Raw genomic sequence first — 19,394 nt, forward strand, 5'->3', positions numbered from 1 at the left:
AAACTTCATTCCATTTGTCAATTGCAAAAACAAGAAGATTCCATTTAGAATCCCCTTGTTTTTATAGTTAAATAAATTTTCTCCCGCATTAACGGGCAGTAAGACCCCCACTGATTAAAAGTTTCACTTTATTAAAACGATTCGTATGTAACAAACTCACTAATCGGCTTTCGATATCCTCGTGGGCGAGTTTTAGTCGTATCACTTTTTCCTATCGTAATCATTAAAACAGGTACTATATGCTCCGGCATATTTAATTCACTTTGTACTGCTTTTTCATCGAAACCAATCATTGGACATGTATCATAGCCATAATATTTAGCTGCGTACATAAAAGTCATCGCGCTTAACGAAGCATTTCTAATCGCTTCATCCTCCATGAAACGCTCTCCTTTTCCTTCATATAAACCTTTCGTTTGCCTAATTGTATCTTCATATTCACATTCATCAATCATTTTTAAAACTTTCATACCGAAGTAAATATTTTCAACATTTTGGTATGCTTTTTTATCACCACAAACGAGCACTACCGCTGATGCACTCGATACTTTATATTGACCGAAAGCTAATTCTTTTAATCTTTCTTTTCGCTCTTGATCACGAATTACAACATAATGTGTGTGCTGCAAATTATAGCAAGATGGAGAAAGCTTAGTTAACTCAAATATTTTTTTAAAATCCTCATCAGGGATTTCTATACCTTGTATAAATTTCATTGCAGAACGTCTAGCAATTGCTAATTCTTCAAAGTTCACCATATATCCTCCTCGATAACTGTAAATTTAAATATACATTAATTTATACAAATAGATAAATCAAATAAAAACACTTTAAATCCGAATAATAATTATGATTAACAGCAAAAAAGACAAAAAGCTGAAACAATTAGTTCATACGAAATTCACACGAATCTATTACTATAGAAACTGTACATAGTGAACTTATTAACAATCACGTTTATTTATATAAAATCTTACTCGAAAGGAGTTGAAAGTATGAAAACTAAATATCGCTTTATGATCTCATCATTTGCTGCTTGCGCTTATATGATTTGGTATTTAGTATAATAACGACCTCACTTGCAAATAGGAAAAGGTGTGTATATAAATGGAATATAATCAATCAACAGTTAACTACTGGAAAGCTTTTGTATTACCATATACATTTGCTTTAGAAGAGTTAAAAACTAAATTTGAAATTATGAACCGGGAAGCTCAATTTCTAGAGGATTACAACCCGTTTGAACATATAAAAACAAGACTAAAACAACCTGAAAGTATTATTAAAAAACTAGAGCGCAAAAGCTTATTACCAACAGTTGAAAATGCTCAAACACATTTACAAGATATTATTGGTATTCGTATTACATGTTGCTTCGTAGAAGATATCTATCATTTGAAAGAAGTCATTCAAAAACGCGAAGATATGGAAGTCATAGAAGTAAAAGATTATATCGCTAACCCAAAACGAAACGGATATAAAAGTTTACACATGATCATTAAATACCCTTTATCACTAAATTCTGGTACAAAAGATGTATTTGCAGAAATTCAGTTACGTACACTGGCAATGGACTTTTGGGCAAGTTTAGAACACAAACTTTATTATAAATATGAAGGGAAAATACCGGAGTATTTAAAAGATGAACTACATGATGCAGCAATGAAAGCTGAAGATCTGGATAATAAAATGGCCACAATTCGTCAAGATATTGATGATATTGAGGCATGTTCAAATCAAATTATGCTACCACTATAAAAAAAGGTTCTCGCCAATGAGAACCTTTTTTCTATCATTTTTGGGAAGTACGACTCCACACTTATTAAAGTTTCACGTTATTTTTTCTCTATTGTTCGAACCTCTTCAATCTTCCATTTATCCTCTTCTTTTCCAAGGGCATACTGTACTTTCTTTTGAAGAGTAATACTGTCGTCTACTTCCTTTTCTTTCGTTTCAACAATAACATACCCTACTTTACTAACTTTCATATCTATATGTTCCAATTCAATTTTCTTATTTCCCTTTTGAAATGCGGCTTCTTTTTGTGTTTTTAAGTCTTCAGCACTAGGCATCTTCTTTGAAAATAACTCCATATGTTCTGCAAGATTTTTTTCATTGGTCGTTCGCACAAATGTATGAATAACATCTTGAATAGATTTCTCTTCTTCTTTTGTTATTTGTACCTTTTCCTCAGTTTTTTTAGTAGTAGATTTTTGTGCTACATTATTCTCTTCTTGTTGACATCCAACTAGTAATACTACAAATGCTAGAAGGAATCTTAATTTCGCAAATATTTTTTTCATATTTCCAACTCCTAAAAAGAAAAGCGAGGCAGTTCGCCTCACTTTCGCTCTTAATTAGCGTCTTCCTTTATTCGGATCACCGCCACCAACAATATCAAAGACACGTTTCGCTATATTTGTATTCTCTTGAACGCCAGAGAACAAGTATTTACCTGGACCAAATGCATACACGTTCACATCTTCCCCTGTATGTCCACCTGTTGTCCAGCCTGTAACCGAGCGCTTATTGAAAATATCTTCAATTGCATTATCAATCTTTGTTACATCTTTTGACGGAGCTATATCATTTACAGCTTGAATTTCTTCTGGAGTTAATTGTAAATCAATATACTTTTTCAATGTTTCTTCTACATTTGCACCTTTTGCAATCTCATTTGCCATAAAGTCTGGTGTGCGTTTTGCAGCTTTAATTGGATCTACTTTAAAGTTATACTCGCCATTGGCACCTAAAGATAAGCCACCAGTAGCGTGATCTGCCGTTGCAACAACTAACGTATTTTTATCTTTTTTCGCAAACTCAATCGCTGCTTTGAAAGCTTTTTCGAAGTCTTCCATTTCACTCATTGCACCAACAATATCATTATCATGTCCAGCCCAGTCGATTTGACTTCCTTCCACCATTAAGAAGAAACCATTTTTATTTTTGTTCAAACGCTCAATTGCTGCATTAGTCATTTCTTCTAATGAAGGTGTTTTCTCATTGCGGTCAATCATTTTATCTAATCCACCTGGTGCAAATAAACCAAGAATTTGATCATTTTTATCATTTAACAATTGATCTCGATCCGTTACATAGCTATAACCAGATTTCTTAAACTCTTCTGTAAGATTACGATCTTTTCTAACAAAGTTCTTTACGCCGCCGCCAAGCATAACATCTACCTTATGCTTCCCTTTAATTTTCTCATCAAAATAATCATTTGCAATTGCGTCCATATTTTTACGGCTAATGTCATGCGCACCGAAAGCAGCTGGTGTTGCATGTGTAATTTCAGAAGTTGCAACGAGTCCCGTTGATTTCCCTTTTTCTTTCGCTTGCTCAAGAACTGTTTTCACTTCCGCTTTATCATTATCAACTGCAATTGCAGCATTATATGTTTTAATTCCTGCTGACATAGCTGTTGCTGCCGATGCAGAGTCTGTAATATTTTCATGTTCATCTTCTGGGTATGTTTTTTGTGTTCCTACAAGATGCTTATCAAATTCTGTAGATTCCATTTCAAAGGTTTTGGGATTATCTTTCATATAACGGTGAGCCGTCATATATGAAGGACCCATACCATCCCCAATTAATACGATAACATTTTTAATCTTTGCATTGCTTCCGTTCTCATCTGCATTAACCTCACTAGAACGAGTAAAATTCCATGTTGCTACCGAAGTAACTGCTAATGATGCCACAACTGCAAATGGCCATGCTTTTTTCACAAACTTTTTCACTGTCTTGTCCCCCTAATTAGGTTATTCATTTCCCACTATCAAATTTAATGGAAGACTATTAAGAGAAAATTAGCTGTATGTAAATTTTTTGTTAACTTATGTAAATATCAGTTATAATTTGTATAAGTTTGTCTTTTTGTATCAATCATTCCGCCCTTTACAATTTAAATATAAACAAGTTGGATTTCATTTAACGTAAATCTCTTTTTTTACATTTTGACTCTATGTTTATGAAAATAAATAGAAATGCGGTGAGCCTTTATGAAAATAGTAAAGCTAAATGAATCTTTTATTTTTGAATTACTTAATCTTTGCAAATCTGTTGGATGGTTACACGATGAAATTTTTATGAAAAAACAATTCGAAATGTATCTTTCTATCGGCACACTTGTAGGTTACATTCATGAAAACAAACTCATTGCGACTGGAGGAGTATTTCCCTTTACAAGTAACTTCGCTTCCATTGGTATGTTAATCGTTCACCCTAATTTTCAAGGACGCGGAATAGGGCGCATGTTGCTAAATCATTGCTTGGAACAAATTCATCCAAAACAACCCATTGCACTTATTGCGACAAAAGCTGGCGAACCTCTATACACATCATGCGGATTTCAAACAGCAACAACGATTCATCGTTTTGAAAAGCAAACTATTAAGACGTACCCTTCTCACTTACAACAAGTACAAGAAGAAGACCTTATATTTCTTACTTCTCTGGATCAAATTGCAACTGGTATGAATCGTTCTCTACTTTACTCTTTGCTATTACCAAGGGCCGTACACTCTTTTAAAATTGAAAGAAATAACTGTATAGAAGCTTTTTCATTATGCATACAAAAGGGCAATATATTATGTATCAATCCACTTATCGCCAAGCAAGAAGAAGATGCTATCCAATTATTAAAAAAGATATGTGAATGTTGGAATGGTATAGTACGAATTGATGTTCCACACTCACAATTTACATTTCGTCAATTTCTTCAAACAGAAAATTTCCAAGAAATGCTCCTTTCACCTCTTATGATAAAAAATGGTAGCCAACTTCCTGGAAATCGTAATATGCTATTTGCTATGATAGATACAGCGTTATGTTAGAAAGGAGACACCTAATTGAAGCGATTTAGCTATTTTATGGTAGGTTGTCTTACTCTTACACTATTAGTAGGATGTAGTGCAGCAGAAAAGCCAGTAGAACAAGTAAAACAAGTTAAAAATACAATTACAGCGAAACTAGCTACCGAGGAAAAAATGGTAGAAATAGATGGTCAAACCATTTACTTTAAAAAGATTGGTAATGAAAAACCACCTTTACTTATGATTCATGGCTTTGGAGGATCATCAGATGGTTTTCAAAAGATTTACTCCGATTTAGCAAAAGATCATACAATTATTTCTGTAGATGCTTTAGGATTCGGGCGCTCATCTAAGCCAATGGATTTTTATTATTCTTTTCCAACTCATGCAAATTTGTATTATAAATTAATGAAAAAACTAGGGTATGATTCATTCGCAATACTGGGGCATTCCATGGGGGGAGAAATTTCTCTAAATTTAACATATTTATATCCTGAAGCAGTTACTCACCTTATTTTAACTGATGCTACAGGTGGCCCTCATACATTCGTTAATAAACAAGGCTCACCAAAACCACAATTGTCGACTGATTTAAATGCCGTTTCTTCTATTACAGATTATGATGAAAGCAAAGTGAAATTCAAACGTAATGATGAAGAGCATTATAATAAAATGAAATTATGGCCTAGACGTCTTAAAATTAATGCAAATGAAATAAAACAGCCAACTTTAATTATATGGGGCAGAAATGATAGTAGCGTTTCCTGGAAAGAAGGAGAAACGTATCATCAATTCTTAAAAAATAGCACTTTACATATTATTGAAAAAGGTTATCATGCACCATTTCGCCAAGAACCACAAGAATTTGTCGGGTATGTAAAAGATTTCTTTAAGAACAATCCGATTAAAGTTGAAAAATAACATAAACGGGTATCTCAAAATGAGATACCCGTTTTCATATATTAAGCAGCTTGCTTTTGGCGTTTTGGAGTTTTTGATCCTAATACTTTCGGGATAACGAAGCCATCCATTCCAAATTTCCCAGCGTTCATACCGGAAACAAGAACAAACATAGATAAGATAACCATCTCAGGGTTCACACCAATTGACCCACTAAACATATAGGAAAAGTTCATTACAAGACCAAAAAAGACCGCTGTTTTTGTTAAACAGCCTACAATTAAACCAATTCCGACTAAAATTTCTCCCCATGTTACAAGTGTATTAAACAAATCTACATTTGGAATTGCAAATTCTTGTAAGAATGATGCCCACCAAGATTGAACAGCCGGTTGTGCACCTTTAGATTTTTCAATTGCCCCTTGCAAATAACCTGTTGCATCGAATCCTTTTCCTTGTAGTTTACCGATTCCAGCCATTAACCATGTGTAACCAAGATATACTCGAATTACTGCTAATGCAAAAGAAACTGCTTTGTTTTCTCTTAAAAATTGAATAACCATATCTTCCTCCTAAAGTTGTAATTAAGTTAGTTACAGATAATATAATAACATTAGTTACTTATTTTTCAAACGTTAATTATGAATAATCTGTGACATGCGTATGAAACATTAAAAACTAACGTTTATATAGTAACTTTTATTACCTGTAAAAACTTGAACATATCATACCACAAGTGATAACCATTTTCATTGAAAAAAATGTAAAAAAAATGTGAGTTAAATGTGAAACACGTTTATTCGAATATAGAATAAACGTGTTTCACACTAATTATAGAATCGAAATGTATGTGTCTCCTCATCAATTAAACTCGCTTCTTGTAACGCTTCTTCTAACGTTTTCCCATGGTTAATAACCCCATAAAATAAGCGTATAGTAAACATAAGTGCTGCATTTCCATCTACATAATCAATCGATCCAATATATGATTTCGCACCACTATGTAAAAAAGATTTTGCTAGATTTTGCTCCCCTAACGTACACCCGCTATTTACAATATGTGTATTATGCAATTTTGCATATTTATAAATTTCTTCTGTACCAAAATACCCTCTCGGTTCATCTTGTTCATATACTTCTTCGCCTAACTCTTCCATGACAAACTTCCCTTCTTCACCATGAAAGCAAAAAATAATATAATTAATATTGTTAAATAAGTTCTTTCCAGAAAGAACTTCCACAAAATCTTTCGGTCTACCAATCCAATATGTCACAACCCTTGCACCAAAATATTCAAGAGATGCTCGAATTGATTGCGCTTCTAAATCCGAATTAAAACCAACTACTAATGCAATATTCAACATACAACCCCCATCCTATAATCAGCCCTTATCAATCAGAATTTTATGGGATAAATCCATTTCATATATGCCCGTTTCTTTCAAAAAATCTGATCTAGTTAAAACGACTTTCTGTAAATATTGCCTATATGCTGTAATTGTTCCATCGTGAGATACAATGCAAATTCTTTCAGCACCCAGTTCATAACACCAAAGAAGAAATTCATCTACTATTTGCTGAAAACTATTCTCTGAAATAGTGTTTATACCTTCCTTCCATAACTGATTATTTGAGCTTTTCTCTATCGAAAAATGCGGAAATAACTTTGTTATCATTCCCTGATCTACTATATAATCGCACGGTAATGTTTTCGCTCCTTCTCGATAAGGAAAAATACGTGGGGATACATATGGATGGACTAGTTTTTGACAAGCAACTTTCGCACTCCATATTGTCGCCGTTTGCAAAGTTCTAAGTGTAGGACTAACAATTAATATATCCGCTTCTTGTAATGATATATCACGTTGAAGTAATTTAGCTTGAGCCTTTCCTACTCTCGTCAATGGTGGGTCAAACACTTGTAAACTTTCTGGTAAATCCGTTGTATGTTCACCTTCACCATGCCGAACAAAAACGATTTTCATATTCAGCCTCCTCTTACTATAAAATCCTCACACATATTTCTTCCCTATTGCATTCTTTATTCCTGCTGTATAAAAACCGATATGTAAAAAACATTTGACACTAATCTTTGTAAAATATTACAATATTACATGTAAAATACTTTTTACACCGAAAGGAGAATTACATATATGAAATGGATAATTGTCTTTATTGGAATGATTGTATGGGGATATATAAACGGCTTCTTTAGTAGTGATCAAACTGCTAATCCCTGGATTACAGATGATGAACGTGAAACAAAAATTAAACAAAAAGCAATTACGGCAAGCTGGTCCGGTGTTTTTATGTTTTGTACCATTAGCCTCTTAAATAAATGGTTAGGTTTAAGCACAAACGATAAATCACCGTACTTACCAGACCCTATCGCAGCTATTTTAAAGGAAAATGTAGAGTTACAAGTTTTACTCATGCTATTTGTTATGTATGGAATATTTTACTTACATTATCGAAGAAAATTAAGTGCCTAACTTCTAACTCATGATTATCCTCCTAAATGGTTATAGTAATTAGGACGAAATGAAAGGAGCGATAGAAAAATGAGTAACTCGAATGAATTTTTAGATACACTACATGAAAAACAAGCAAAAGATGAACAAAATAGAAAGCGCCAAGGGAACGGAAACCCAGCGAAAAAAAAGCCAAATAAAACGCATAAATAACAATAAAAAACTGCCTAAAATGATCTTTTAGGCAGTTTTTTATTGTTATTTCACCGAGATGACATTTTCCCAATTCCATTTCTCATAATACCACGCTGGTACATCTATATTTTCAATCCACTTCTTTTCCTGTTTCCCATCTTTATGAGCAAGCCATACATCCGCTTTCTTACGGTCTGAACGTATCCAAATTAATTGATTACTCTTCTTCATGAAGATCGGGTGGTAATCCCCTTGCTTGTTCTTTTTCTTTGTGATTTGATGCTGTGCATTACTTGTACTATCGACCTCATACAAAGATGGTAGTGGCCTTTTTTCTGGTGGAGTTTCTATCCCTGCCTCCTTTGCTCGTGAAACGATAATTATTCTATCGTTCTTCCATACAAAATCCCAATCAACATATCCTTTCGGCGTAAATATGTTCTGCTGAAGTGCTGGCAATTCCTTTACTTTTAAATGCTTATTTTCTAATGCAACTCTTCCGCTCCCTTCAATATAAGCTAATATATTTTTTGATGGTGCCCATTGAAACCATTGTGCGTTTAGTAACATTTGATCTACTTTTTCAAACCGACTGCCATCTGCACGAACTAAGCAAAGCGTATTACTATCAGCTGACCATGAAGCTGTCGGTACTGCTAAAAATGAAATCCACTTTTGATCTGGTGACCACTTAAAGCCACTTGCTACTAGCGCTAGGAAATCATCATGTTCATTTGGCAATGCATACAAATGCTTCATTTTGTGAGGATTCATATGTGCATCTTTTTGCACTTCATATAGCTGAGCCCCTGTCCATCCTGTTGGAAGTAAGTGCGCTTCAGAGGATACAAGAAAGTTCTTTCCATCGGGGTACCATGCATAATCCCCTACACCAGCCGATACATTTTCAAAATCTGCATTCTTTTTTTCTACATCAAATGTATTTAATGTACCTGTAAATATAAATGCAATTATATTTTCTGTTGGTGACCATTGATAATTCGATGCTTCTGAGTGAAACGGCGTAACTTTCTTTCCATCTTTCAGCCGATATAACTCAAGAATATTTTGTTTCTTCCCTTTTACATATGCCAGCCATTCTCCATCATGTGACCACTTTGGCCCTGTTATGTTCTCTCCTTTTGTAAGTTGTTTTTCTTTCCCCTCAACTTTAATCCAAAGGTTATGATGACGAATAAAAGCAACTTTCACACTATTATTTTCTGCGCTAGTAATAGTGATAGAACACAAAAACATAAACAACACTACACTACCACTTACTATTAGCCTTTTCATACCATCACTCCATTTCCCTCATAGCATTCCTCACTTTCTTCCTACAATATGTGAAAAATATCGATTCGACATAATCAGAAAAAATTTCCCAAGAAATTTTCAATTCATAGAGGATTGGTATGAATTATGTCGAAAGTATAGTTTCGCCAACATTTATATTTATAAGTTATAACTAAAATGCAAGATTTCGTTTCTGAATATTGGCACTTTTTATTAGGGGGAGTATCAATGAAAAAAACTACATCTACACTATTAAGCATGGCGCTTGTCTTTTCTAGTTTTGGAGCTTTAAGCGCTCATGCTGAATCACTACAAAAGGAGAAGCAATTTAGTCCACAATTAAAAACAACGATTGAACAGTGGGGAGAACATAAAATTGCTCAAAATGTTGAAACGAAAACAACAAAAGAAATATCAGTAATTGTAGAATTGCAACATGCACCTCTCGCTGCTCAAAGTAATATTCAGCATGCTCCAGATTTACAACATAGTAATGCTCAGTCTTATCATGCTGAGCTAAAAAAAGCACAAGAAGATACGACCAAGAAAATAAAAGAAAAAGCACCTGGTGCAAAAATTAAAGAAGTGTATAATACGTTATTTTCCGGATTCTCTATTTCAGTTCCTGGAGATCAAATTACCTCTCTTGCCTCTTTACCTGAAGTAAAAGCAGTCTATCCGAACTTAACATATAAATTGCATGAAACATCAAAAAGTACTACTAACGAAGAAGCACCAAATATCGGTGGACCGACAATTGGTGCACCTGAAGCGTGGAATTTAAAAGATCCATCTGGCAAACCGCTTGATGGAAAAGGCATGAAAGTAGCCATTATCGACTCTGGCGTAGACTATACACACCCTGACTTAAAGGCAAATTATATCGGTGGATATGACACGGTTGATGAAGATAGCGATCCAATGGATGGTAACGTACATGGTACTCATGTAGCTGGAATTATTGCGGGTAATGGAAAAATTAAAGGCGTTGCTCCAAACGCTTCTATTCTAGCCTATCGTGTAATGAATGACGGTGGAACTGGTACAACAGATGATATTATCCAAGGGATTGAGCGAGCGATTCAAGATGGTGCGGATATGTTAAACCTCTCCCTTGGGCAAGATTTAAATGTACCTGATCAGCCTGTAACATTAACGTTAGAACGAGCAGCGAAACTTGGTGTTACTACTGTCGTTTCAAATGGAAATGACGGACCAAAACCTTGGTCTGTTGATGCTCCCGGTAACGCAAGTAGTGTCATTTCTGTTGGAGCATCTACGGTTTCTATCCCGTTTCCAACATTCCAAGTAGCTGGTTCCAGCAAAACATATCAAGGGTTACCGTTATCAAAATCCGATTTTCCAATAGGAAATGATTCCCCTCTTGTATATGTTGGTTATGGCAATCCAAGTGATTATGCAAAACAAGATGTGAAAGGGAAATTCGCACTTATTTTACAAGGTACTTCTAGTACATTAGTAAAAGCAGAACAAGCGAAGCAAGCTGGGGCACTTGGTGTGTTATTAATCTCTAACGAAAAAGAAATTAATATGATGCCGGAATATTTTTCACGTGAACATCTGGCTATCCCAGTAATGCAATTATCAAATACAAATGGGGAAGAATTAAAAACTTTAATCACAAAACGAAAGAAAAATATAAAAATTGGACAACCAAAGCAAACAGAACTTATCGGTAACTTTAGTTCAAGAGGACCATCACAAGGAAGTTGGCTAATAAAGCCTGATGTTGTTGCACCTGGAGTACAAATTACTAGTACAGTACCGCGAGGCGGCTATGAATCGCATAACGGAACAAGTATGGCTGCTCCGCAAGTAGCTGGAGCGGTTGCCCTCTTGCGTCAAATGCATCCGGATTGGACGACAGAACAATTGAAAGCGGCTCTTGCTAACAATGCAAAAACATTACATGATGTCAATGAAAATACATACCCTGTTATGGCACAAGGATCTGGTTTAATTAACATTCCGAAAGCAGCTCAAACAAATGTATTAGTAAAACCTAACAATGTCAGCTTTGGTCTTATTAAGCCAAATAGCGGAAAAGTAAAACTGACGCAAAATGTTACATTACAAAACCTTTCTAGTAAAAAGAAAAGTTTTTCAACTCGTGTGGAATTACTAGATGCCAACACAAAAACAAAAGTAAAAGCTTCTGTCCCTTCATCGATTAGCATACAACCGAATAGTAGTACCGAAAAACCATTTACTATCACGGTAGATAGCTCACTACCACAAGGTGTGTATACTGGAAATGTATATGTAAAAGAACAAGGGCAAAAGAAGAAATTCGAATTCCATTCACATTTAGTATCGATCCTAAAGATTATAAACGTATCGATGGACTTGAAATTATTAATTCTACTTTTAGCCCAAATGGCGACCACGTACTAGATGATAATCTCATCAACTACTATTTAGTTGCGCCTGTGGATGATGTAACATTACATGCAAATTTAGTTACAAAAGAACGTGTAACGTATCAAGGGATTATCCATCAAGCTAAAAATGCAACTCCTGGATGCAAACCTTTCAAATGGAATGGTACAAAAGCAGATGGCACTCCTTTAGCTGACGGGCTATATCAAATCGAAGCAGTTGCTTCTAATTCTGGTGGAGAAACAAAACAAACAGCTGCTGTATTTCTTGATCGAACTGCACCTAAGTTAACACACGAAGTTGACCAAGAAAATCTCGTAATTAGAGGAAAAGTTGATGATATTCTACTAGATTGGATGTCAGAATCTGGTTGGATAGCACCTGGTATTCCAGTGAGAATGCAATATGAAATTAACGGAAATGGTGTATGGGAACAGGCATTCCTGAACCCTTGGGAGAAAAGCTATGACATTTATTTCGATCGCACTCAATTACACGAAGAAAAAAATACTATTCACATTGTAGCAACTGATGCAGCTGGCAATACCTCTAATTTAACTGTTAATTTAGAAGTGAAATAAAGTGAAGCCTTAATCAGTAGAGATTTTGTTCATCCCCACTGATTATTAGCCTTCACCAATCGGGGGTTACGGGCAGTTATTCTCCCACCGAATTTTGAGGTAGGAATTTTACTGCTCATTAACACGGGATAAAAAATTTTTGTTGACAATTTTTTTAATATAGTTTTATAATACAAAACATAGTTTAGTTTAACGAATTATATATCGGCTTTGAAGGAATGCTAGTAGCGACTTATATCACTGTCCCAGAGAACTGATGGTTGGTGCGAATCAGTACATATACAAGCGTGAATTACAATTCTGGAGCTTCTTTCCCGTAATGCTTTTTATGCATGAAGAGAAAGACGGATCTTTCCGTTATCGTAAAGTGAGTGGTAAACAATTAGTTGTTTACAAATAGGGTGGTACCGCGATTTTTATCGTCCCTATCGGATTTTCCGATAGGGACTTTTTTGCATCCATCCTCTTACACAATTTCATATATACGCGTTGAAAGAATCGCAGTAGTATCTTATATCCCTGTTACAGAGAGCTAATGGTCGGTGGAAATTAGCACATATATAAGTATGAATTACAATTCTGGAGCTTCTTTTTCGTAGTGCTTTTATGCATGAAGGAAAAGACGGAATTTTTCCGTTATCATTAATTGAGATGTAAGTATATTTTCACTTACAAATAGGGTGGTACCGCGATTCTTTCGCCCCTATCGGATTTTCCGATAGGGGCTTTTTCTATTTATCACAGAAACATATGTTAAATAATTCCGAATCTTATGATAAAATTTTATAAGCGCTTACAAAAAATGAAAGGGGGTGATACAAGCTATACGAAATCGATATTCAATTTTATTGAAAAAAAGGAGGATGTCTAAATGACAAAGAAAACAGAAATTCCATCGCATTTAAAACCATTTGTATCCACACAACATTATGATCAATACACACCGGTGAATCACGCTGTGTGGCGTTACATTATGAGACAAAATCATAGCTTCTTAAAAGACGTTGCTCATCCAGCCTATGTGAACGGACTACAATCATCTGGTATTAATATAGATGCAATTCCAAAAGTAGAAGAAATGAATGAGTGTTTGGCACCAAGCGGCTGGGGCGCTGTAACAATTGACGGACTTATTCCTGGCGTAGCATTCTTCGATTTTCAAGGACACGGATTACTACCGATTGCAACAGATATCCGGAAAGTAGAAAATATCGAGTACACACCAGCTCCAGATATCGTACATGAAGCCGCAGGACACGCACCGATTTTACTTGATCCTACATATGCAAAATATGTGAAACGTTTTGGGCAAATTGGTGCAAAAGCTTTCTCTACAAAAGAAGAACATGATGCATTTGAAGCTGTTCGTACATTAACGATAGTAAAAGAAAGCCCTACTTCTACTCCTGATGAAGTTAAGGCTGCTGAAAATGCTGTAATTGAAAAACAAAAGTTAGTTTCTGGTTTATCGGAAGCTGAACAAATTTCACGTCTTTTCTGGTGGACAGTAGAATATGGATTGATCGGAAATATAGATGATCCAAAGATATATGGTGCTGGTCTCCTTTCTTCTGTTGGTGAAAGCAAACATTGCTTAACAGACGCTGTAGAAAAGGTTCCATTTTCTATCGAAGCATGTACAGGGACAACTTATGACGTAACAAAAATGCAACCACAACTATTTGTTTGTGAATCCTTTGAAGAATTAACAGATGCGCTTGAAACATTTTCTAAAACAATGGCCTTTAAAACAGGTGGAAAAGAAGGTTTAGAAAAAGCAATTCGCTCTGAGAACTATGCAACAGCTGAGCTAAATAGTGGATTACAAATTACAGGTACATTTAGCGAGACAATTGAAAACGATGCAGGTGAATTAATTTACATGCGAACAAATTCGCCAACGGCATTAGCGCTTCATAATAAACAGTTAGCGAATCATTCTACTTCTGTACACAGTGACGGATTTGGAACACCGATTGGATTACTTACTGAAAATATTGCATTAGAAAATTGTACAGACGAACAACTACAATCATTAGGAATTAAAATTGGAACTATCGCTGAGTTTACTTTTGCAAGTGGTATTCATGTAAAAGGAACAGTAACAGATATTGTGAAAAATGATAAGAAAATTGCTCTTATTTCCTTTATCGATTGCACAGTTACTTATAACGCCCGCGTTTTATTTGATGCTTCATGGGGCGCATTTGATATGGCTGTTGGCTCACAAATCACTTCAGTATTCCCAGGTGCCGCAGATGCAGCAGCATTTTTCCCAATGGATGAAGAAGTTCAAGAAATTCCTGCTCCGCTTGTACTGAATGAACTCGAGCGTATGTATCAAACAGTTCGAGATATTCGAAGTGAGGGGATTTTACACGACGCGCATATCGATCAATTAGTAGCAATCCAAGAAGTATTAAATAAATTTTATGCGAAAGAATGGTTGCTGCGCCTTGAAGTATTAGAGTTACTTTTAGAGCATAACAAAGGGCATGAAACATCTGCAGCATTACTACATCAACTTTCTACTTTCACAACTGACGAAGCTGTAACACGCCTTATTAACAATGGTCTTGCGTTACTTCCAATAAAGGATGTGAAAAATGATGCTAAGATTAACTGAAGAAGAAGTTCACGAGGAATTATTGAAGGTAGATAAATGGATGGTAAAAGATGAGAAATGGATTGAACGAAAATATATGTTTTCCGACTACTTAAAAGGAGTCGAATTTGTCTCTGAAGCCGCCAAACTATCAGAAGAACATAATCACCATCCATTTATCCTTATCCAGTATAAAGCAGTTATTATTACTTTGTCATCTTGGAATGCAAAAGGTTTAACGAAACTAGATTTTGAGCTTGCAAAACAATTTGATGAACTATTTTTACAAAACGAAAATGCAATTATAAGAAAATAAAAAAGAGAAGCCTTTTTAGGCTTCTCCTTTTATTTGGAAATGGATACAATGTCCAAATGGATCCTCGACTTGTAATATTCCATCTTTGTACGTAGCAATCTTACCAATATTTTTTAAGCTTTCACATACTTGCTCTTTTTGTTTTTCATCCGCTAATACAATTGTGAAATATTTCAAACCAACAGAACCTGGCATTTGCGGTGGTACCCCTTCACCTTGCCATGTATTTAAACCGATATGGTGATGATAGCCACCTGCTGATACGAACAACGCTCCATTACGAGCTGGGATTGTTACTTCAAAACCAAGACCATCAACATAGAAACGTTTCGCTTCCTCTAAATCAGCTACATGGAAATGAATATGCCCCATCACAGTACCAGCTGGAAATCCACTCCATGTACTTCCTTGCTGCAATAATTCTTCACCAGCTAACGGGTTACTAACAAATGGGAGCTCTCCATTCTCATCACGCCAAACTTCTTTTTGTCGATCATGATAAATTTCAATCCCGTTTCCATCTGGATCAGCTAAATAAAGAGCTTCACTAAAGTAATGATCGGCCCCGCCATGTAGTGGATATACCATTTCTACAAGATGACGAAGAACATTCGCTAAATCCTGCCTACTTGGTAATAAAATTGCGTAATGATATAACCCTGTTCTTCCTCTTTGCTTCGGAAAAGCTTCTTTCTTTTCTTCAATGATAAGAAGTGGTTCATCATTTTCATTCCCAAATGTAACGACTGCTTTTTCTTCTTTTAGCACCTTCATACTTAGTACTTCCGTATAAAACTCTAGTGATTTCTTTACATTAGATACGTATAAATGAACAACATCCAGTGTTGTATCGGGATGAAGTTGAAAACTCATCTTGTTAGCCCCCCATTTAAATTAGTTCTTCTTTGACATTTTTTCTTTTAAGAAATTATCTACAAAACCATCAGCTTTTGCAACAAATAAGTATGCACCCATTGCTAATAATGCAAGTTCTAATTCGAAACCAGGATTTTTTCCATCTCCCAATAAACCAGCTGACCATTTCACTTTTACGATTGCTCCAACCATAACAAGTGCAAATAATAATCCAATATATCTTACACCTAAACCTAGAATTAATAATAGGCCTCCAACTAATTCAAATGTTGCTACACCGTATGCAAGTCCTCCTGGTAAACCAATGCTTGTAAACCACCCTGCAATATTGTCAATTCCTGATTGGAATTTTGTTAAACCGTGCATGAAGAATGTTACCCCTAACACGATACGAATAATTAAGTTACCAATATGTTGATTCATTTCTTTCTCTCCTTTATAGTTTTCTTATACAAAACTTTTATTCACATTACAAAACATACACTAATTTTTTTTATTCGTCAATTCATTTTCACTGGGAAAAAATATATTTTTTTTGCTATGATACAAATAGTTGTTTACAAAAAGGAGCTTGATTTTATGAATATTGGTTCTGCAATACGTGAAATTCGTCAACGTAGAGGCATAACAATCGCACAAATTTGTGAGGGAACAGGTCTTTCTAAAGGATTTATGAGTCAGGTTGAAAATAATAAAACATCACCATCTATCTCAACTTTAGAAACGATCTCCAATTTTTTAAACGTTCCCCTTCCCTATTTATTGTTAGAGCAAAAAGATCGATTAAAAATTGTCAAAAAAGAAGAACGGAAATACAGTGTATACGGCAAAGATGAGCAAAGAATTGAACATGTTGCGGAGCAAGGGGGCCTTCGCCTATCTTTAGTAGAAATCCCTACTGGATTCCCGAAAGAAAACTCACCAAATGCCCATGAAGGGGAAGAATGTCACCTTGTATTACGCGGAAAACTAGAAGTTCAGCACGGTGAAGATATTGCAATTGTAGAAGAAGGTGATTCTTTCTCATGGAATGCATGCGTTCCTCATATTGTTCGTAATATAGGAGAAGAAACTGCATTACTACTCATCTCTAGTTATGCGGAAAATCGAAAACGTGTTTACTAAATAATAAAAAAGAAGCCTGCTAAACAGGCTTCTTTTTTATCCCCTTATAATTCCATAACTTGTCCCCACTAGTACAGTCTTTTCGTGTTGATTGCGATAAACTGACTCGATTGAAACTTTTTTATAGCCTTCCATTTGCTCAACATTTGTTAAAGTTAATTCACAAGTGATTGTATCTCCTGTGAAAACTGGTCTAATAAACTCACTTACTAATTCTCTTGCTATGTAATGTAATTCTTCGCCTACTTTCGTTCCAATGCTAGCAGTCAATAAACCATGGACCATTAATCTTCCATTTTCATCATATTCCACATGGTGTCTACCTTTATCTCCGGTAATATTTGCAAATTCAAACACCTCTTCCTCAGTAAATCTTCTTTCATATTTAAATACATCCCCAACTTTTATACTCATTTTTATCCCCCTAATAATAAACAGAATTTTCTTTTATTTTATCATAAAATGTGCCTCAATCCATTCTCTATTATCAAATCCTCAAAATTACCTCGCTAAACTTTTACTTTTCATTCATTTATCGGTGACCATCTCTTTTCGCGACTTGATATCCATAATACGCACATGTTCCATTTCTCGATAGCTCTCTAACTTCAAATCCACAGCTTCTATAAAAATCAAAATTGTTCGCAGAAGTATGTGCAAACCAGTCACCATGTGGTAGCTTTTGCAAACAAAGAGCGACAAGTTTCTTACCTAATCCCTTCCCTCTATATTCACATTTCACAACTAAATTTACTATGTTCGCGACCATGATTCCATCAGAAATGACTCTAACCATGGCAATCATCTCTTCTTCATCCCAAATTGTGAATGCCCATGTTGAATTTTCAAATGCTATCGTGAATTTTTCAATTTGCCAAGAAGGGATATTATCATTGCTCCAACCGGCATCTTCGAATAAAGTCTTAATTGCATATGCAGGTACACCATTCGTCCCCTCACGAATAATAAGTCCATTATGATAAATGTACATGTAATCCCCCCTTTATTTTTATATACCATTCTTCAAAAAATGCAATTAACCTTTTTTCATCCAACGCGCCTAATGGAATAAACGAGAACATCCATCCCATGAAATGAAGTTGTTTTCTCATAACTAAGCCCCGTTTTTCTAGCAACAAAGATTGAGGCGGGGTGGTCCGGATTAATAAGAGAAATCAATTTATTCATTCGTAACGCTTGGAAGCCATAGTCTCGAAATGCTGCCGCTGCTTCTCTCGCATAGCCTTTTCCCCAATACTGAGGTAATAACCAATAACCAATTTCAATTTCCTCTTTTCCATCTATCTGCTGCTTTACTAATCCTGCATGACCAATCCGTATCCCCGTTTCCTTTTCAATTAATACAAATAAACCGAGGCCGTTTTTATAGCTAGGAATTACCCACTCTTCCAAACTTTTTTTACATTGCATATATGTTTTTAAATTCCCATTTCCAATATAGCGCATTACTTTTTCGTTTCCCCATAGTGAAGCGTAGAACTGTAAATCATCCATTGTATATTTACGAATTTGTAAACGGTCTGTATGAAACATTCCTTCACTCCTTTCTACTAATTTCTTCTTAATTTCACAATCATATTTTGTATGCACAATAAGTGTTACCATTTATTGTAAATGAATCAACCACATAACACAGAATATTCAATCTTATAGAAACAAAAAAAGCAGTAGACAAATATTGTCCACTGCATCCATATCATAACTAGCATAAAGAAAACTACAATTGAGGGGGGTGTAGGATTTTCAAATATACTAGATACTTATCCCGTTCTAACGGGCGGTAAACTTTCC

General features: G+C 35.2%; 20 protein-coding genes, 1 pseudogene and 2 other annotated features. Of the genes and pseudogenes, 9 read left to right on the plus strand and 12 right to left on the minus strand.

From position 1 onward, the window contains the following. Nucleotides 1–131: 131 nt before the first annotated feature. Complete coding sequence (locus DN407_RS21510) at nucleotides 132–758, minus strand: nitroreductase family protein (RefSeq protein ID WP_000245978.1); 627 nt, start codon at nucleotides 756–758, stop codon at nucleotides 132–134. A 349-nt stretch (nucleotides 759–1,107) separates the two neighbouring features. Here DN407_RS21510 and DN407_RS21515 point away from each other — a divergent pair, with 349 nt between their 5' ends. Next, nucleotides 1,108–1,758 (plus strand): GTP pyrophosphokinase, encoded by a 651-nt coding sequence (locus DN407_RS21515; protein ID WP_000456230.1) that lies wholly within the window; start codon nucleotides 1,108–1,110, stop codon nucleotides 1,756–1,758. A gap of 77 nt (nucleotides 1,759–1,835) precedes the next feature. Here the strand turns inward: DN407_RS21515 and DN407_RS21520 are convergent, their stop codons facing one another. Further along, entirely contained in the window at nucleotides 1,836–2,303 is a 468-nt protein-coding gene (locus DN407_RS21520; protein ID WP_000717905.1) for a hypothetical protein, read from the minus strand. Between the two features lie 54 nt (nucleotides 2,304–2,357). Then, nucleotides 2,358–3,743, minus strand: a complete 1,386-nt coding sequence (locus DN407_RS21525) for an alkaline phosphatase (protein WP_000714912.1) — start codon at nucleotides 3,741–3,743, stop codon at nucleotides 2,358–2,360. Nucleotides 3,744–4,004: 261 nt separating this feature from the next. Here DN407_RS21525 and DN407_RS21530 point away from each other — a divergent pair, with 261 nt between their 5' ends. Then, nucleotides 4,005–4,838: a GNAT family N-acetyltransferase gene (locus DN407_RS21530; RefSeq protein ID WP_097856084.1), complete on the plus strand. Its 834-nt coding sequence runs from the start codon at nucleotides 4,005–4,007 to the stop codon at nucleotides 4,836–4,838. Nucleotides 4,839–4,853: 15 nt separating this feature from the next. Beyond that, nucleotides 4,854–5,738 carry an alpha/beta fold hydrolase gene (locus tag DN407_RS21535; RefSeq protein ID WP_000819810.1) on the plus strand — a complete coding sequence of 295 codons (885 nt, stop codon included), beginning with the start codon at nucleotides 4,854–4,856 and terminating at the stop codon, nucleotides 5,736–5,738. 41 nt (nucleotides 5,739–5,779) lie between these two features. On the opposite strand, the gene DN407_RS21540 is transcribed toward DN407_RS21535, so the two are convergent. The 3 genes from DN407_RS21540 to DN407_RS21550 all read right to left on the minus strand — a co-directional run bounded on the left by DN407_RS21540 (nucleotide 5,780) and on the right by DN407_RS21550 (nucleotide 7,702). Further along, nucleotides 5,780–6,280 (minus strand): DoxX family protein, encoded by a 501-nt coding sequence (locus DN407_RS21540; RefSeq protein ID WP_000236592.1) that lies wholly within the window; start codon nucleotides 6,278–6,280, stop codon nucleotides 5,780–5,782. Between the two features lie 264 nt (nucleotides 6,281–6,544). Continuing rightward, nucleotides 6,545–7,081: a delta-aminolevulinic acid dehydratase gene (locus DN407_RS21545; protein WP_097856083.1), complete on the minus strand. Its 537-nt coding sequence runs from the start codon at nucleotides 7,079–7,081 to the stop codon at nucleotides 6,545–6,547. Nucleotides 7,082–7,099: 18 nt separating this feature from the next. Continuing rightward, on the minus strand, nucleotides 7,100–7,702 hold the full coding sequence (locus DN407_RS21550; protein ID WP_000706246.1) for a histidine phosphatase family protein: 603 nt from the start codon (nucleotides 7,700–7,702) through the stop codon (nucleotides 7,100–7,102). Nucleotides 7,703–7,870: 168 nt separating this feature from the next. On the opposite strand from DN407_RS21550, the gene DN407_RS21555 reads away from it, so the two are divergent. Together DN407_RS21555 and DN407_RS21560 are read left to right on the plus strand one after the other, a co-directional pair. Further along, on the plus strand, nucleotides 7,871–8,209 hold the full coding sequence (locus DN407_RS21555) for a hypothetical protein (protein WP_000871153.1): 339 nt from the start codon (nucleotides 7,871–7,873) through the stop codon (nucleotides 8,207–8,209). 69 nt (nucleotides 8,210–8,278) lie between these two features. After that, nucleotides 8,279–8,401, plus strand: coding sequence for a DUF4023 domain-containing protein (locus DN407_RS21560; RefSeq protein WP_000071866.1), 123 nt, complete (start codon nucleotides 8,279–8,281; stop codon nucleotides 8,399–8,401). A gap of 45 nt (nucleotides 8,402–8,446) precedes the next feature. Here DN407_RS21560 and DN407_RS21565 read toward each other — a convergent pair whose 3' ends face one another. Then, nucleotides 8,447–9,679 (minus strand): TolB family protein, encoded by a 1,233-nt coding sequence (locus DN407_RS21565; protein WP_149216625.1) that lies wholly within the window; start codon nucleotides 9,677–9,679, stop codon nucleotides 8,447–8,449. Between the two features lie 228 nt (nucleotides 9,680–9,907). Between DN407_RS21565 and DN407_RS32700 the strand changes: the two are divergent. From DN407_RS32700 to DN407_RS21580, 3 genes and pseudogenes are all read left to right on the plus strand, one after another. Continuing rightward, nucleotides 9,908–12,660 (plus strand): annotated as a pseudogene (locus tag DN407_RS32700) (S8 family serine peptidase). A 201-nt stretch (nucleotides 12,661–12,861) separates the two neighbouring features. Beyond that, nucleotides 12,862–13,090, plus strand: a binding site (T-box leader). 50 nt (nucleotides 13,091–13,140) lie between these two features. Next, nucleotides 13,141–13,368: a binding site (T-box leader), on the plus strand. Between the two features lie 163 nt (nucleotides 13,369–13,531). After that, a complete protein-coding gene (locus DN407_RS21575; protein WP_000163184.1) occupies nucleotides 13,532–15,286 on the plus strand; it encodes an aromatic amino acid hydroxylase in 1,755 nt (584 codons plus the stop codon). Then, on the plus strand, nucleotides 15,267–15,581 hold the full coding sequence (locus tag DN407_RS21580) for a 4a-hydroxytetrahydrobiopterin dehydratase (protein WP_000979538.1): 315 nt from the start codon (nucleotides 15,267–15,269) through the stop codon (nucleotides 15,579–15,581). Before DN407_RS21575 ends, DN407_RS21580 begins: the two co-directional genes overlap by 20 nt. A gap of 15 nt (nucleotides 15,582–15,596) precedes the next feature. Here DN407_RS21580 and DN407_RS21585 read toward each other — a convergent pair whose 3' ends face one another. Together DN407_RS21585 and DN407_RS21590 are read right to left on the minus strand one after the other, a co-directional pair. Next, a complete protein-coding gene (locus DN407_RS21585) occupies nucleotides 15,597–16,454 on the minus strand; it encodes a VOC family protein (RefSeq protein ID WP_000009844.1) in 858 nt (285 codons plus the stop codon). Nucleotides 16,455–16,475: 21 nt separating this feature from the next. After that, on the minus strand, nucleotides 16,476–16,880 hold the full coding sequence (locus tag DN407_RS21590) for a DoxX family protein (protein WP_001071553.1): 405 nt from the start codon (nucleotides 16,878–16,880) through the stop codon (nucleotides 16,476–16,478). 156 nt (nucleotides 16,881–17,036) lie between these two features. On the opposite strand from DN407_RS21590, the gene DN407_RS21595 reads away from it, so the two are divergent. Then, on the plus strand, nucleotides 17,037–17,582 hold the full coding sequence (locus DN407_RS21595; RefSeq protein WP_001020693.1) for a helix-turn-helix domain-containing protein: 546 nt from the start codon (nucleotides 17,037–17,039) through the stop codon (nucleotides 17,580–17,582). 36 nt (nucleotides 17,583–17,618) lie between these two features. Here DN407_RS21595 and DN407_RS21600 read toward each other — a convergent pair whose 3' ends face one another. The 3 genes from DN407_RS21600 to DN407_RS21610 all read right to left on the minus strand — a co-directional run bounded on the left by DN407_RS21600 (nucleotide 17,619) and on the right by DN407_RS21610 (nucleotide 19,208). Continuing rightward, complete coding sequence (locus DN407_RS21600) at nucleotides 17,619–17,996, minus strand: hotdog family protein (protein WP_000025015.1); 378 nt, start codon at nucleotides 17,994–17,996, stop codon at nucleotides 17,619–17,621. A 118-nt stretch (nucleotides 17,997–18,114) separates the two neighbouring features. Continuing rightward, a complete protein-coding gene (locus tag DN407_RS21605; protein WP_000276114.1) occupies nucleotides 18,115–18,573 on the minus strand; it encodes a GNAT family N-acetyltransferase in 459 nt (152 codons plus the stop codon). Between the two features lie 56 nt (nucleotides 18,574–18,629). Next, nucleotides 18,630–19,208 (minus strand): GNAT family N-acetyltransferase, encoded by a 579-nt coding sequence (locus DN407_RS21610; protein WP_000258037.1) that lies wholly within the window; start codon nucleotides 19,206–19,208, stop codon nucleotides 18,630–18,632. Nucleotides 19,209–19,394: the final 186 nt, after the last annotated feature.

Origin of the sequence: Bacillus sp. JAS24-2 (assembly GCF_008274905.1) — a bacterium.
Lineage (GTDB): Bacteria > Bacillota > Bacilli > Bacillales > Bacillaceae_G > Bacillus_A > Bacillus_A cereus.